At 72.1% G+C, this 14,092-nt stretch carries 13 protein-coding genes; 11 read left to right on the top strand and 2 right to left on the bottom strand.

The features are described from left to right. Positions 1–22: 22 nt before the first annotated feature. The 8 genes from recG (at position 23) to mutM (ending at position 7,333) form a co-directional block, all read left to right on the top strand. Positions 23–2,218, top strand: a complete 2,196-nt coding sequence (recG, locus tag IE248_RS00710; protein WP_073798377.1) for an ATP-dependent DNA helicase RecG — start codon at positions 23–25, stop codon at positions 2,216–2,218. Between the two features lie 61 nt (positions 2,219–2,279). Further along, entirely contained in the window at positions 2,280–2,858 is a 579-nt protein-coding gene (gene rsmD / locus IE248_RS00705) for a 16S rRNA (guanine(966)-N(2))-methyltransferase RsmD (RefSeq protein WP_100582762.1), read from the top strand. Between the two features lie 14 nt (positions 2,859–2,872). Next, on the top strand, positions 2,873–3,352 hold the full coding sequence (gene coaD / locus IE248_RS00700; RefSeq protein WP_190030044.1) for a pantetheine-phosphate adenylyltransferase: 480 nt from the start codon (positions 2,873–2,875) through the stop codon (positions 3,350–3,352). 104 nt (positions 3,353–3,456) lie between these two features. Further along, the gene (locus IE248_RS00695; RefSeq protein WP_190029778.1) at positions 3,457–4,533 is read left to right on the top strand and encodes an ATP synthase F0 subunit B; all 1,077 of its coding nucleotides are present in this window, start codon (positions 3,457–3,459) and stop codon (positions 4,531–4,533) included. A 77-nt stretch (positions 4,534–4,610) separates the two neighbouring features. After that, on the top strand, positions 4,611–5,309 hold the full coding sequence (locus IE248_RS00690) for a YceD family protein (protein ID WP_229895075.1): 699 nt from the start codon (positions 4,611–4,613) through the stop codon (positions 5,307–5,309). A 2-nt stretch (positions 5,310–5,311) separates the two neighbouring features. Beyond that, on the top strand, positions 5,312–5,485 hold the full coding sequence (rpmF, locus tag IE248_RS00685; RefSeq protein ID WP_003965982.1) for a 50S ribosomal protein L32: 174 nt from the start codon (positions 5,312–5,314) through the stop codon (positions 5,483–5,485). A gap of 19 nt (positions 5,486–5,504) precedes the next feature. Next, positions 5,505–6,338 carry a ribonuclease III gene (gene rnc, locus IE248_RS00680; RefSeq protein WP_073776569.1) on the top strand — a complete coding sequence of 278 codons (834 nt, stop codon included), beginning with the start codon at positions 5,505–5,507 and terminating at the stop codon, positions 6,336–6,338. A gap of 134 nt (positions 6,339–6,472) precedes the next feature. Beyond that, complete coding sequence (gene mutM / locus IE248_RS00675) at positions 6,473–7,333, top strand: bifunctional DNA-formamidopyrimidine glycosylase/DNA-(apurinic or apyrimidinic site) lyase (RefSeq protein WP_073798379.1); 861 nt, start codon at positions 6,473–6,475, stop codon at positions 7,331–7,333. Here mutM and IE248_RS00670 read toward each other — a convergent pair. Further along, positions 7,306–7,707 carry a winged helix-turn-helix transcriptional regulator gene (locus tag IE248_RS00670; RefSeq protein WP_073798380.1) on the bottom strand — a complete coding sequence of 134 codons (402 nt, stop codon included), beginning with the start codon at positions 7,705–7,707 and terminating at the stop codon, positions 7,306–7,308. The two genes, mutM and IE248_RS00670, sit on opposite strands and share 28 nt — an antisense overlap. A gap of 96 nt (positions 7,708–7,803) precedes the next feature. Further along, positions 7,804–8,811 (bottom strand): CAP domain-containing protein, encoded by a 1,008-nt coding sequence (locus IE248_RS00665; RefSeq protein WP_190029777.1) that lies wholly within the window; start codon positions 8,809–8,811, stop codon positions 7,804–7,806. A 131-nt stretch (positions 8,812–8,942) separates the two neighbouring features. On the opposite strand from IE248_RS00665, the gene IE248_RS00660 reads away from it, so the two are divergent. From IE248_RS00660 to IE248_RS00650, 3 genes are all read left to right on the top strand, one after another. After that, complete coding sequence (locus IE248_RS00660; protein ID WP_008739932.1) at positions 8,943–9,224, top strand: acylphosphatase; 282 nt, start codon at positions 8,943–8,945, stop codon at positions 9,222–9,224. 349 nt (positions 9,225–9,573) lie between these two features. Continuing rightward, a complete protein-coding gene (locus tag IE248_RS00655; RefSeq protein WP_008739933.1) occupies positions 9,574–9,789 on the top strand; it encodes a hypothetical protein in 216 nt (71 codons plus the stop codon). A 140-nt stretch (positions 9,790–9,929) separates the two neighbouring features. After that, the gene (locus tag IE248_RS00650) at positions 9,930–13,934 is read left to right on the top strand and encodes an AAA family ATPase (RefSeq protein ID WP_190029776.1); all 4,005 of its coding nucleotides are present in this window, start codon (positions 9,930–9,932) and stop codon (positions 13,932–13,934) included. Positions 13,935–14,092 lie beyond the last annotated feature (158 nt).

Raw genomic sequence — 14,092 nt, 5'->3', positions numbered from 1 at the left:
GTTGTCAGCGCCATGGTGTGCAATGGAACACGTGCCCGCGCTCGACGAAGACCTCAAGAAGACGCTCGGCCCCGCCACCGCCAAGGTGCTGGCCGAACAGCTCGGCCTGCACACGGCCCTGGACCTGCTCCACCACTACCCGCGCAAGTACGCGGAGCGCGGCGAGCTGACGGCGCTGACCGAACTCGCCGACCAGCTCGACGAGCACGTGACGGTGGTGGCGCAGGTCGCGGACGCCCGGATCCTCACCTTCAACGGCGGCCGCGGCAAACGCCTCGAAGTCACCATCACCGACGGCAACGGCCGCCTCCAGCTGGTCTTCTTCGGCGCCGGGGTCCACAAACCGCACAAGGAGCTGCTGCCCGGGACCCGCGCCATGTTCGCGGGCAAGGTCGGCATGTTCAACCGCAAGCTCCAGCTCTCCCACCCGGCCTACGAGCCCCTCGGTGCGGACGCCTCCGACCAGGACGCCGCCACCGCCTTCGCCGGCCGGCTCATCCCGATCTACCCGGCCTGCGCCAAGCTGGAGTCCTGGAAGATCGCCAAGTGCGTGGACGCCGTCCTGCCCAGCGCCCGGGAGACTGTGGACCCGCTGCCGCCCGCCCTGCGCGAGGGCCGCGGCCTGGTCCCGCTCACCGAGGCCCTGCTGAAGATCCACCGCCCGGCCACCAAGGCCGATGTCGAGGACGCCCGCCAGCGCCTGAAGTGGGACGAGGCCTTCGTCCTCCAGGTCGCCCTGGCCCGCCGCCGCCGCGCCGACTCCCAGCTCCCGGCCGTCCCCCGCCGCCCCGCCCCCGGCGGCCTGCTCGACGCCTTCGACGCCAAACTCCCCTTCACCCTCACCGAAGGCCAGCAGACCGTCTCGAAGGAGATCTTCGACGACCTCGCCACCGAGCACCCCATGCACCGCCTCCTCCAGGGCGAAGTCGGCAGCGGTAAGACGATGGTGGCGCTGCGGGCCATGCTCGCCGTCGTGGACTGCGGCGGGCAGGCCGCGATGCTCGCGCCCACCGAGGTGCTCGCGCAGCAGCACCACCGGTCCATCACCGAGATGATGGGCGAACTCGCCGAGGGCGGCATGCTCGGGGGCTCGGACCAGGGCACCAAAGTCGTGCTGCTCACCGGGTCCATGGGGATGCCTGCGCGCCGCAAGGCGCTGCTCGACCTGGTCACCGGCGAGGCCGGGATCGTCATCGGCACCCACGCCCTGATCGAGGACAAGGTGCAGTTCCACGACCTCGGCCTGGTCGTGGTGGACGAGCAGCACCGCTTCGGAGTCGAGCAGCGCGACGCGCTGCGGTCCAAGGGGAAGCAGCCCCCGCACCTGCTCGTCATGACCGCGACCCCGATCCCGCGGACCGTCGCCATGACCGTCTTCGGCGACCTGGAGACCTCCGTCCTCGACCAGCTGCCGGCCGGGCGCTCCCCGATCGCCACCCACGTGGTGCCCGCCAAGGACAAGCCGCACTTCCTGGCCCGGGCCTGGGAGCGGGTCCGCGAGGAGGTCGGGAAGGGCCACCAGGCCTATGTGGTCTGCCCGCGGATCGGCGACGAAGAGACCGCCGACCCCAAGAAGAAGTCCGCCGAGGCCGACGGGGACAAGCGGCCGCCGCTCGCCGTCCTGGAGATCGCCGACGAACTGCGCGGCGGGGCGCTGGCCGGGCTGAGCGTCGAGGTGCTCCACGGCCGGATGGACCCCGCCGACAAGGACGACGTCATGCGCCGGTTCGCCGCCGGCGAGGTCAAGGTGCTGGTCGCCACCACCGTCATCGAGGTCGGGGTGAACGTCCCCAACTCCACCGTCATGGTGATCATGGACGCCGACCGGTTCGGCGTCTCCCAGCTCCACCAGCTGCGCGGCCGCGTCGGCCGAGGCTCCGCGCCCGGACTGTGCCTGCTCGTCAGCGAGATGCACGAGGCCAGCCCCGCCCGGGCCCGGCTCGCGGCCGTGGCCGCCACCCTGGACGGCTTCGAGCTCTCCCGGATCGACCTGGAGCAGCGCCGCGAGGGCGACGTGCTCGGGCAGGCCCAGTCCGGGGTCCGCTCCTCGCTGCGGATGCTCGCCGTCATCGACGACGAGGAGGTCATCGCCCAGGCCCGGGAGGAGGCCACCCGCGTCGTCGCCGACGACCCCGAACTGGAGCGGCTGCCGGGCCTGAAGCTCGCGCTGGACGCCCTGCTGGACACCGAGCGCGAGCAGTACCTGGAGAAGGGCTGACCGGCACGACCTATCGTGGAACCCCTGTACGTTTCTCCGCCTCCCCACCGAAGGACCCCAGATGACCCGCGTGATCGCCGGCAGCGCCGGCGGGCGACGGCTCGCCGTGCCGCCCGGCACCGGCACCCGCCCGACCTCGGACCGGATGCGCGAAGGGCTCTTCTCCACCTGGGAGTCCCTGCACGGAGTCGAGGGAGCCCGGGTCCTCGACCTCTACGCCGGCTCCGGCGCGGTCGGCCTGGAGTCCCTCTCGCGCGGCGCCGACCGGGCGCTGCTGGTCGAGCCCGACGCGAAGGCCGCCAAGGCCATCCGGGACAACATCGAGGCGGTCGGCCTGCCGGGCGCCGAGTTCCGGGCCGGGAAGGCCGAGCAGATCGTCGCGGCCGCCGCGCAGGGCGAGCCGTACGACATCGTCTTCCTGGACCCGCCGTACGCCGTGGACCACCAGGAACTCCGCGAGATCCTGATCACACTCCGGTCCAATGGCTGGCTCACCGACGATGCACTGGTCACCGTGGAACGGAGCACCAGGAGCGGGGCCTTCCCGTGGCCCGAGGGGTTCGAGCCGCTCCGTTCGCGGAAGTACGGCGAGGGGACCCTCTGGTACGGCCGCGCCGCTTTCACCAGCGAAGAGTCATGAACGAGGGAGTTCAGTTGCGCCGCGTCGTCTGTCCGGGGTCCTTCGATCCCATCCACAACGGACACCTCGACGTCATCGGACGCGCCTCAAGCCTGTACGACGTCGTGTACATCGCCGTGGGGATCAACGAGTCGAAGCAGGGCCTGTTCACCGTAGAGGAGCGGATCGAGCTGATCCGCGAGGCGACGGCCGACTACGGCAACGTCCAGGTCGAGGCCTTCCGCGGCCTGCTCGTCGACTTCTGCAAGCAGCGGGACATCCCGGCGATCGTCAAGGGCCTGCGCGCGGTCAGTGACTTCGACTACGAGCTCCAGATGGCCCAGATGAACAGGGGCCTGTCGGGCATCGAGACGCTGTTCGTCCCGACCATCCCCACCTACAGCTTCCTGTCCTCCTCCCTGGTCAAGGAGGTCGCGGCCTGGGGCGGGGACGTCGCCCACCTCCTCCCCGCGCACGTGCACGCGGCGCTCGTCGAGCGACTGGGCGAGAAGTGACGGACTGAGGGCACCTCGGCCGGGTGCCGGGCGCCCGCCCGGTGGCCTTAAAGTCGTCCCGTCCGTCTCAGGAACCGCCCGAGGCCGAGAGAGTGCGAGCCCCCATGGACGTGCAGAAGAAGCTCGACGAGATCGTCGCGGCCGTCGGCGGCGCCCGGTCCATGCCCATGTCGGCCTCCTGCGTGATCAACCGCGCGGAGCTGCTCGCCCAGCTCGAAGAAGTGCGCCACGCGCTGCCCGGTTCGCTCGCGCAGGCGCGGGAGCTCATCGGCGACCGCGAACAGATGGTCGAGGAGGCCCGCCGCGAGGCGGACCGGATCATCGAGTCGGCGCACGCCCAGCGCGGTTCGCTGATCTCCGACACCGAGGTCGCGCGGCGCTCCCAGGACGAGGCGGACCGGATCCTGGCGGACGCCCGCCGCGAGGCCGAGGAGATCCGCGCCGAGGCCGACGACTACGTCGACAGCAAGCTCGCGAACTTCGAGGTCGTGCTCAGCAAGACCATCGGGTCGGTGGACCGGGGCCGCGAGAAGCTGCTCGGCCGCGGCCCGGGTCTGGACGACCAGGGCTACCCGGACACCGACGCCCCCGAGCCCAGCGACGACCCGCAGACGCAGCGCCGGCAGGCGGACGCGTACGTGGACACCAAGCTCGCCACCTTCGAGGCGGTGCTCTCGGCGACCCTGGAGGCCGTCGGGCGCGGTCGCCAGAAGCTGCTGGGCCGGGTCCCGACGGACGACCTCGGCGCGCACATGGCCGCCCAGGACGCGGCGGGCGGGCAGCAGTCCCGCTCGGCGAGCGACGCGGACTTCCTGGCGGGCCTCGCGGAGCCGCAGGCGCCCGTCGCCCCGCTGATCCCGGCGCAGTCCCAGCCGGCCCAGCCGGAGCCGGTGTACGACGGGTACGGCTACCAGCAGCCCCAGCAGCCGGCCGCGTACTCCTACCAGGACGCGTACGGCGGCTACCCGCAGCAGGCGCAGCAGCCCGACCCGTACGCCGTGTCCTACGAGCAGCAGCCGGATCCGTACGGCGGCTACGGTCAGCAGGTCCAGCAGCCCGGGGAACAGCCGGCGCAGCAGCAGCCCGAGCACCCGCAGCAGGCCGCGCTCGACGAGACCAGCTTCTTCGACACGAGCATGATCAACCTGGACCAGCTGCGCCAGTACGAACAGGGTCGCTAGCCCGGATTGGGCTCAGAGCGAAGCGCCGGGTATCCTGGCTCTTCGGTCGCGCGTATGCACCGCGGTCCATGCTGCCCTTGAGCGGCAGCATATTTGATCTTCAGCGATCTGTGAAAGCAGGAACGGCCCTGAATACCCGCCTCGACCACCGCAACCCCCTCGTGTTCGACACGCACGAGCTGGGTCGGCGTCCTGGTGCCATGCAGCGGCTGTCCCGTGAGATCGCGGCACCGGCGGACCTCGGTCTCGCCGGCGTCATCGGGGTTCCGGAAGGCGCCCCGCTGAAGCTCAACCTCCGGCTGGAGTCGGTCATGGAAGGGGTGCTTGTCACAGGCACCGTCCGTGCATCGGCGACGGGGGAGTGCGTAAGGTGTCTGGAGTCCGTCGAGCGCGAGCTCAAGGCGGACTTCCAGGAGATGTTCTCGTACCCTGACGCCGACGACCGGGGCCGCGCAGCGGAGCCGGCCGACGACGCCGAGGACGACGAGGACACGCTTCACCTTGAGGACGGCTTGTTCGACCTCGAACCCGTGCTGCGCGACGCGGTGGTGCTCGCACTTCCGCTGCAGCCGGTGTGCCGGGAGGACTGTCTCGGACTGTGCCCCGATTGCGGGCTCAGCCTGAACGACGACCCGGACCACCACCACGACGCCGTCGACATCCGTTGGGCGGCATTGCAGGGACTCGTCGTGACCGATCAGGACGACGAGAAGGACAACATGAGCGGCACTGCCTCTGACGGAGTTCAGGGCGCCGCCGAGAAGCAGGAGAAGTAGCCGTGGCTGTTCCGAAGCGGAAGATGTCGCGCAGCAACACGCGCCACCGCCGGTCGCAGTGGAAGGCTGCGGTCCCCACCCTGGTTTCGTGTGAGCGTTGCCAGGAGCCGAAGCTCCAGCACATCGCGTGCCCGAGCTGCGGCACCTACAACAAGCGCCAGGTCCTCGAGGTCTGAGCGGCTGGTGAGAGGCGCAATGTCTGAGCTGTCCAACGCTGAGAAGCAGGCAGACAGTAACAACGCGGCCTCGTCCCACACGCTTCTGGAAGGGCGGCTCGGGTATCGACTCGAGTCCGCCCTTCTGGTGCGTGCGCTGACCCACCGCTCGTACGCGTACGAGAACGGCGGTCTGCCCACCAACGAACGGCTGGAGTTCCTCGGGGACTCCGTGCTGGGCCTGGTGGTCACGGACACGCTGTACACGACCCACCCGGACCTGCCGGAAGGCCAGCTGGCCAAACTGCGGGCCGCTGTGGTCAACTCGCGCGCACTGGCGGAGGTCGGCCGCGGCCTCGAACTCGGCTCCTTCATCCGGCTCGGCCGGGGCGAAGAGGGCACGGGTGGCCGGGACAAGGCCTCCATCCTCGCCGACACCCTTGAAGCGGTGATCGGCGCGGTCTACCTCGATCAGGGCCTCGACGCGGCCTCGGAGCTGGTGCACCGGCTCTTCGACCCGCTCATCGAGAAGTCCTCGAACCTCGGGGCCGGCCTGGACTGGAAGACCAGTCTCCAGGAGCTGACGGCGGCAGAAGGACTTGGTGTACCGGAATATCTGGTCACCGAGACCGGACCGGACCACGAGAAGACCTTCACCGCTGCCGCCCGCGTCGGTGGTGTCTCGTACGGCACCGGCACCGGCCGCAGCAAGAAGGAAGCGGAACAGCAGGCGGCGGAGTCCGCGTGGCGCGGGATCCGTGCCGCCGCGGACGAGCGGATCGCGGCGGCAGCGGCCGCGGCTTCCGCTGTCGTGCCCGCCAAGGCCGAGGACGACGGGGCGCCGATGCCCGCCGATCCGACGCCGGGCGTCTGACCCTTCCTTCACCCGTCCTCAGGGACATCCGCCCGCCCCCGCACCGCGGGGGCGGGCGGCCCCGTTTGCGGCCCGCGGCGGCCGGTAGGCTCGGGCGGGAGGAAGAGATCCGCGCCACTCCCGGAGGAACCGACGTGCCCGAGCTGCCCGAAGTCGAAGTCGTCCGGCGCGGACTGGAGCGCTGGGTGGCAGGGCGGACCATCGAGGACGTCGAGGTGCTGCACCCGCGGGCCGTGCGCAGGCACCCCGCCGGAGGCGTGGACTTCGCCGCGCGGCTGCGGGGCGAGACCGTCGGAGTGCCCCAGCGGCGCGGGAAGTACCTCTGGCTGCCCCTCGCGGGGCGGGACCTGTCCGTGCTCGGCCACCTGGGCATGAGCGGGCAGCTGCTCGTACAGCCCGCCGACGCCCCCGACGAGAAGCACCTGAGGATCCGGGTCCGCTTCGACGACGCCGCCGGCACCGAGCTCCGCTTCGTCGACCAGCGCACCTTCGGCGGGCTCTCGCTCCACGACAACACCCCCGACGGGCTCCCCGACGTCATCGCCCACATCGCGCGCGACCCCCTGGACCCGCTCTTCGACGAGGCCGCCTACCACCTGGCGCTGCGTGCCAAGCGGAGCACCGTCAAACGGGCCCTGCTGGACCAGTCCCTGATCAGCGGGGTCGGCAACATCTACGCGGACGAGGCGCTGTGGCGCGCCCGGCTGCACTACGAGCGCCCCACCGCCACCCTCACCCGTCCCCGGAGCGCGGAACTCCTCGGGCACGTACGGGACGTGATGAACGCGGCCCTCGCCGTGGGCGGCACCAGTTTCGACAGCCTCTACGTCAACGTGAACGGCGAATCCGGGTACTTCGACCGCTCCCTCGACGCCTACGGGCGGGAGGACGAGCCCTGCCGGCGCTGCGGTACGCCGATGCGCCGGCGGCCGTGGATGAACCGGTCCAGCTACTTCTGCCCGCGCTGTCAGCGGCTGCCGCGCGTGGTGTCGTAGGCCTGGCGGGCGGTCAGCACCTGCTCCATGCTGCCCTCCAGGAGGTGGATCAGCGAGGCCAGCCGGCCGGCGACCTCGCGGCCGAGCGGGGTCAGCTCGTAGTCGACGCGCGGCGGGTTCGTCGGCTGCGCCTCGCGGTGGACGATGCCGTCGCGCTCCAGCGCCTGAAGGGTCTGGGAGAGCATCTTCTCGCTCACGCCGTCGACCCGGCGCCGCAGCTCGTTGAAGCGGCACGGGCCCTCGCGCAGGGCGCCTACGGTGAGGCTGCCCCAGCGGCCGGTGACGTGCTCCAGGGTCTCGCGGGACGGGCAGGCGCGCGCGAAGACGTCGAAGGGCGGGGGCTCGACGGCTTCGGTGCTGACGGGGGTCTCCATGACGAAAGCGTACTCCCGTGGCGCTAACCGGGGGAGTGCGCTTTCCCGTGGTTAGCGATCAAGCGGGCCGAGCGGGCCGAGCGGGCCGAGCGGGCCTCAGAAACCGAAGTCCTGGGTCCACCACGGGCCGCCGTCGGCGAAGTAGGCGCCGACGCCCAGGGTGCGGAACTCGCAGTTGAGGATGTTCGCCTTGTGGCCCGGGCTGTTCATCCACGCCTTCATCACGGACTCGGCGTCACCCTGGCCCCGGGCTATGTTCTCGCCGCCGAGACCGCCGATGCCGGCGTTCTGGGCGCGGGCCCAGGGGGTGTTCCCGTCGGGGTCGGTGTGGTCGAAGAAGCCCCGTACGGCCATGTCCTTGCTGAACGCCGAGGCCAGCGTCGCGAGCGGGGGGTTCGCCCGGACCGGACCGCAGCCGGCCTGCGCCCGCTCTTGGTTCACCAGGGTGACCACGGCGGCCTCCTCGGCGGAGTGGCCGTCGCCGGCCGCCGGGGTGGCGGTGGACGGCGCCGGGGTGGGCGTCGGGGTCGGGGTCGGGGTCGGGGTGGGCGTCGGCGTGGGCTGGGCAGGCGTCGGCTTCGGCTTCGGCGGTATGGGCTTCGGCAGCACCGGCTTGGGCTGTACGGGCTTCGGCGGTACCGGCTTCGGGGCGGCCGGCTTCGCCGGGGCCTCGGTGGGGGCGGCCGGGGAGGGCGTCGCGGTCGCCGGGGCGGCGGGCGCCTCCGAGGCGGTCGCGGAGGCCGAGGGAGACGGGGAGGGGGAGGCCGGCTTCGACGGGGAAGCCGAGCGTGAGGACGGGGCCGACGGAGAGCCGGTGCCCGCGCCGGGACCGGTGGAGGCGCGGCCGGACAGGTTGGCGAGGCCGTTCTGCTGCTGCCCCGCCCCGTCCCGCTCGGGCGTGGTCTTGGCGCCGGCCTCGGTCTTCCCCTCCGCCTTGGTGTCGGTGCCGACGTACGGGAAGGTGCTGCCGACCGGCACCACTCCGGTGGTGATCACGGCCGCGGTGCCGAGGGCCACGGCCACGGAGACACCGAGCAGGCCGCCCCGCACGGCGGCGCGCTTACCGGCGCTGCGCGGCGCGGCGTGGAGTCCGTGGCGTCCCATGGAGGCCGACCTTTCCTTGCAAGTGCGGATGTGCTCACCCAAAAGGGTGAGCACGGGTGGAGCGCGACTTTAGCCCATGGGGCCCGGGGGGCGATGTGACCGGAATTTGTTTGCCCGGTTAGCGTTCACGCATGAATGCAGACGTGCGCATGACCGCGTGGGTACGCGGTCGTGTACAGGGAGTGGGCTTCCGCTGGTTCACCAGGGCCAATGCTCTGGAGATCGGCGGGGTCGTCGGCTTCGCGCTCAATCTGGACGACGGCCGAGTACAGGTGGTGGCCGAAGGTCAACGTGAGAATTGCCACCGGCTGCTGGAGTGGCTCACCTCCGCCGACACGCCCGGGAGGGTGGACGGAGTGACAGAGATCTGGGGCACACCGCGCGGTGGCTACGACGGGTTCGCGATCAGATGACCGATCGACTGATCATGCCCTGATCAGATCTCTCTATGGTTCGCACATGGTCGGATCTGCGCATTCTCCGCCGACGCGTTGCCGCGGCGCGCGAATCGTGGAAGGCTCGGAACCGAGGATGATCTCCACGCCCCTTGCGAGGGCCGGGCTGCCCGCCGATACGGGGCGTGATCGTGTTGACCGTCAAACTTTTTGGTGAGACGCTGGAAGCCCCGCGCACCTGAGCTGTTTGGCAGTAGTGGCAGTAGTAAGCGCAGTGACTGACAGTCGCTGCCGGACATCCGCGGGTGCGATTCCCTCACGACCCACACCGCTTCGGTCGGTCACTCAGTGTGGAGGACCATCCATCATGGCAAAGGCGCTTCTCGGTTACGTCGGCGGCTCCGACCCGCGACTCCTCGCCGAGATGCGACGGCTTCAGCAGCGCGTCCAGGACCTTGAGTCCGAGCTCGTACGGATTCAGTCCGAAAATGACGCGCTGAACGCGGCCGCCGCTCAGCACGGAGACTCGCTGCTGGACAGCATCGGTATCGACGTACCCCAGGCGGAGCCTGCGCTCACCTGACCCGCGCTCAACTCGTCGCTCGACTCCAGCCCCGCATGATCTGCAAGGGACGCCTCGGCGTCCCTTCTTTCTTTCCCGCCTCTCCGGCTCACCGGCGCTTTCATGGGTGAATCCGGGCGCGAAAGGTAGAGTCCGGCGGCGTGCACCTCAAGTCCCTGACCCTGCGCGGCTTCAAATCATTCGCTTCCGCAACGACCTTGCGCTTCGAGCCGGGCATCACCTGCGTGGTGGGCCCGAACGGCTCGGGCAAGTCCAATGTGGTGGACGCGCTGTCCTGGGTCATGGGCGAACAAGGGGCCAAATCCCTGCGCGGCGGGAAGATGGAGGACGTCATCTTCGCCGGCACCACCGGGCGTCCGCCGCTCGGCCGCGCGGAGGTCTCCCTGACCATCGACAATTCCGACGGCGTACTGCCGATCGACTACGCCGAGGTCACCATCACGCGGATCATGTTCCGCGGGGGCAGCAGCGAGTACCAGATCAACGGTGACACCTGCCGACTGCTCGACATCCAGGAGCTGCTCTCCGACTCCGGCATCGGGCGCGAGATGCACGTCATCGTCGGCCAGGGCCAGCTGGACTCCGTACTGCACGCCGATCCGATGGGCCGCCGGGCGTTCATCGAGGAGGCGGCCGGCGTACTGAAGCACCGCAAGCGGAAAGAGAAGGCGCTGCGGAAGCTCGACGCGATGCGGGCCAACCTCGCGCGCGTGCAGGACCTGACGGAGGAGCTGCGCCGGCAGCTCAAGCCGCTGGGGCGGCAGGCGGCCGTGGCCCGGCGGGCGGCGGTGATCCAGGCGGACCTGCGCGACGCGCGGCTGCGGCTGCTCGCCGACGACCTCGTGACGCTGAGGGGCGCGCTGGACGCGGAGATCGCGGACGAGGCGGCGCTGAAGGAACGCAAGGAGTCGGCGGAGGCCGAGCTGGCGGCCGCGCTGCGGCGGGAGGCGGAGCTGGAGGCGTCCGTACGGGAACTCGCGCCACGTCTCGCCCGAGCCCAGCAGACCTGGTACGAGCTGTCGCAGCTGGCCGAGCGGGTACGGGGGACCGAGTCCCTCGCGCAGGCGCGGGTGAAGTCGGCGTCGGCGCCGGTGGAGGACGAGCGGCGGGGCCGCGATCCGCAGGACATGGAGCGGGAGGCCGCGCGGATCCGTGAGCAGGAGGCGGAGCTGACGGCCGCGCTGGAGGCCGCGTCGCGGGCGCTGGAGGACACCGTCGAGCACCGGGCGGAGCTGGAGCGCTCGCTGGCCGAGGAGGAGCGCCGGCTACGGGACGCGGCGCGGGCCATCGCGGACCGGCGCGAGGGGCTGGCGCGGCTGACGGGCCGGCTGGGCGCGGCCAGGTCCCGGGCGGGATCGGCGCAGGCGGAGATCGACCGGCTGGTGGCGGCGCGGGACGAGGCGCGCTCGCGCGCGGCGGCCGCGCAGGCGGAGTACGAGGCGCTGGCGGAGGAGGTCGGGGGACTCGACGACGCGTCGGTGGAGGCGGAGTACGAGGCGGCGCGGGTCGCGCTGGCGGAGGCGGAGACGGAGCTGCTGGCCGCGCGGGACGGGCTGGCCGAGACGGAGCGCTCGCGCGCGGCGGTGGCGGCGCGGCGGGACGCGCTGGCGCTGGGGCTGCGGCGCAAGGACGGCACCGGGGCGGTGCTGGCCGCGCGGGAGCGGCTGGAGGGGCTGCTGGGTCCGGCGGCGGAGCGGGTGTCCGTGGCGGCGGGGTACGAGGTCGCGGTGGCGGCGGCGCTGGGGGCGGCGGCCGACGCGGTCGCCGTTGCCACGGTGAGCGGGGCGGCGGCGGCGATCCGCCACCTCCGCACCACCGACGCGGGCCGAGCCACGTTCCTGATCACCCCGCCACCCCTCCCGAACCAGCCCGCCACCCCGGCGACCCCGACGCATCCAAGCCAGGCCGCCACCCCGGCAGCCCCACCCCTCCCGGACCAGGGCCCCGCCCCGATGAACCCCGCGCTTCCGAGCCAGTCCGCCGGCCCGACGGATCCGTCCCTCTGGGGCCAGGCCCCGCTGCCGACGGGCCCGTCCCTCCCGGGCCAGGGCGCTGGCTCGGCGGCCCCGCCCCTCGGGGGCCACGGTGCCGGCCCGGCGGATTCTGTGCTTCCGGGGCAGGTCCCGTCTCCGGGCGATTCCGTGTCGCCGGGCCGAACCGAGGTGCCGGGTGACGGTGTGCTTCCCCACCCCGCCCCCTCCCGGTACCAGGGCATCGAGACCCGGGCGGGCGCCGCGGTGCCGGGCCACCAAGCCTCGCCGGCGATTGAGGCGCGGGGGTTCGGGGGCGGAGCCCCTGACGGCGGGGCCGCGGGGGTGGCGACGGCCGTCGCCACCGGCGGCGGGGGCGTGGCCGCCGGGGGGTTGGTGGGCGGGGAGGACGGCGCGGTGCGGGCGCTGCGCGCGGTGCTGCGGGACTTCGTCGTCGTCCGGGACCTCGACGAGGCGCAGGCGCTGGTCGCGGCGCGGCCCGACGCGGTGGCCGTGACCACCGAGGGGGACGTCCTCGGGGCGCACCTCGCGCACGGGGGGTCGGCCGGTGCGCCGAGCCTCATCGAGGTGCGGGCCGCCGTGGACGAGGCCGCGGCCGAGCTGGCCCGCCTCGACGCCCGGCGGGAGACGGCCGTCGCCCGGCGGCAGGCCGCGCAGGCGCGGCGGGAGGCGGCCGGCGCGCTCGTCGAGGACCTCGGCCGCCGCCGCCGGGCCGCCGAACAGGCCAGGGCCGGCGTCGCGCAGCAGCTCGGACGGCTCGCCGGGCAGGCGAAGGGCGCGGCCGGTGAGGCCGAGCGCGGGGCGAGCGCCGCCGCCAAGGCGCAGGACGCGCTGGAGCAGGCGCTCGCCGAGGTCGAGGAGTGCGCCGAGCGGCTCGCGATCGCCGAGGAGATGCCCGTAGAGGAGGAGCCGGACACCGCCGCGCGGGACCGGCTCGCCGCCGACGGGGCCAACGCCCGCCAGACGGAGATGGAGGCCCGCCTCCAGCTCCGTACCCACGAGGAACGCGTCAAGGGCCTGGCCGGCCGCGCCGACGGGCTGGACCGCGCGGCGCGGGCCGAACGCGAGGCCCGCCAGCGCGCCGAGCGGCGCCGGGTCCGGTTGCGGCACGAGGCCGAGGTGGCCCGGGCCGTCGCCGACGGCGCCCGGCAGCTGCTCGCGCACATCGAGGTCTCGCTGCGCCGCGCCGAGCGGGAGCGTTCCGCCGCCGAGCACGCCAAGGGCCTGCGCGAGCGGGAGCTCGACGGCGCCCGGGGCCGCGGCCGGGACCTGAAGGGCGAGCTCGACAAGCTCACCGACTCCGTGCACCGCGGCGAGGTGCTCGGCGCCGAGAAGCGGCTGCGGATCGAGCAGGTCGAGGGCCGGGCGCTGGAGGAGTTCGGGGTGGAGGCGGCCGCGCTGGCCGCCGAGTACGGGCCGGACCAGCCGGTCCCGCCGAGCCCGCCCGCCGAGGGGGAGCGGCTGCCGGAGGATCCGGAGCACCCCCGCAACCTGCCCGGCCCCTTCGTGCGCGGCGAGCAGGAGAAGCGGCTCAGGGCGGCCGAGCGGGCGTACCAGCAGCTCGGCAAGGTCAACCCGCTCGCGCTGGAGGAGTTCGCGGCGCTGGAGGAGCGGCACCAGTTCCTGAGCGAGCAGCTCGACGACCTGCGCAGGACGCGGGCCGACCTCCTTCAGGTCGTGAAGGAGGTCGACCAGCGCGTCGAGCAGGTCTTCACCGAGGCCTACCGGGACACCGCCCGGGAGTTCGAGGGCGTGTTCTCGCGGCTGTTCCCCGGTGGCGAGGGCCGGCTGGTCCTGACCGATCCGGACGACATGCTGGCCACCGGGGTGGACGTGGAGGCGCGCCCGCCCGGCAAGAAGGTGAAGCGGCTGTCGCTGCTCTCGGGCGGCGAACGCTCGCTGACGGCCGTGGCGCTGCTGGTGTCGATCTTCAAGGCGCGGCCCAGCCCGTTCTACGTGATGGACGAGGTCGAGGCCGCGCTCGACGACACCAACCTCCAGCGGCTGATCCGGATCATGGAGGAGCTCCAGGAGAGCTCACAGCTGATCGTCATCACGCACCAGAAGCGGACGATGGAGGTCGCTGACGCGCTCTACGGCGTCTCCATGCAGGGCGACGGTGTCTCCAAGGTGATCAGCCAGCGTCTCCGCTGACCTTTATCTCTTCATGTAATGAACGCAAAGCACCTCAGTGCTGTGAACAATCCGGTTCATCTTCACTCTTGACTTCGGAAAGTGAAGCCATAGGCTCTGCTGTGCCGTGTTGACGTTCAGGTGGTGGCGAGCAGTTTGCTGTGCGCCACTAGAGGAAC

Origin of the sequence: Streptomyces goshikiensis (assembly GCF_014650555.1) — a bacterium.
GTDB lineage: Bacteria > Actinomycetota > Actinomycetes > Streptomycetales > Streptomycetaceae > Streptomyces > Streptomyces goshikiensis.
The sequence above is the reverse complement of the archived record's forward strand: the minus strand, read 5'-3'. Positions and strand labels throughout refer to the sequence as shown.

What these genes read in the sequence shown, in the direction of transcription:
- IE248_RS00655 (WP_008739933.1), top strand. Translation starts at nt 9,574, where the DNA reads ATGGCAAAGGCGCTTCTCGGTTACGTCGGCGGCTCCGACCCGCGACTC.
- recG (WP_073798377.1), top strand. Translation starts at nt 23, where the DNA reads ATGGAACACGTGCCCGCGCTCGACGAAGACCTCAAGAAGACGCTCGGC.
- rnc (WP_073776569.1), top strand. Translation starts at nt 5,505, where the DNA reads ATGTCTGAGCTGTCCAACGCTGAGAAGCAGGCAGACAGTAACAACGCG.
- IE248_RS00660 (WP_008739932.1), top strand. Translation starts at nt 8,943, where the DNA reads ATGAATGCAGACGTGCGCATGACCGCGTGGGTACGCGGTCGTGTACAG.
- IE248_RS00665 (WP_190029777.1), bottom strand. Translation starts at nt 8,811, where the DNA reads ATGGGACGCCACGGACTCCACGCCGCGCCGCGCAGCGCCGGTAAGCGC.
- rsmD (WP_100582762.1), top strand. Translation starts at nt 2,280, where the DNA reads ATGACCCGCGTGATCGCCGGCAGCGCCGGCGGGCGACGGCTCGCCGTG.
- IE248_RS00670 (WP_073798380.1), bottom strand. Translation starts at nt 7,707, where the DNA reads ATGGAGACCCCCGTCAGCACCGAAGCCGTCGAGCCCCCGCCCTTCGAC.
- IE248_RS00695 (WP_190029778.1), top strand. Translation starts at nt 3,457, where the DNA reads ATGGACGTGCAGAAGAAGCTCGACGAGATCGTCGCGGCCGTCGGCGGC.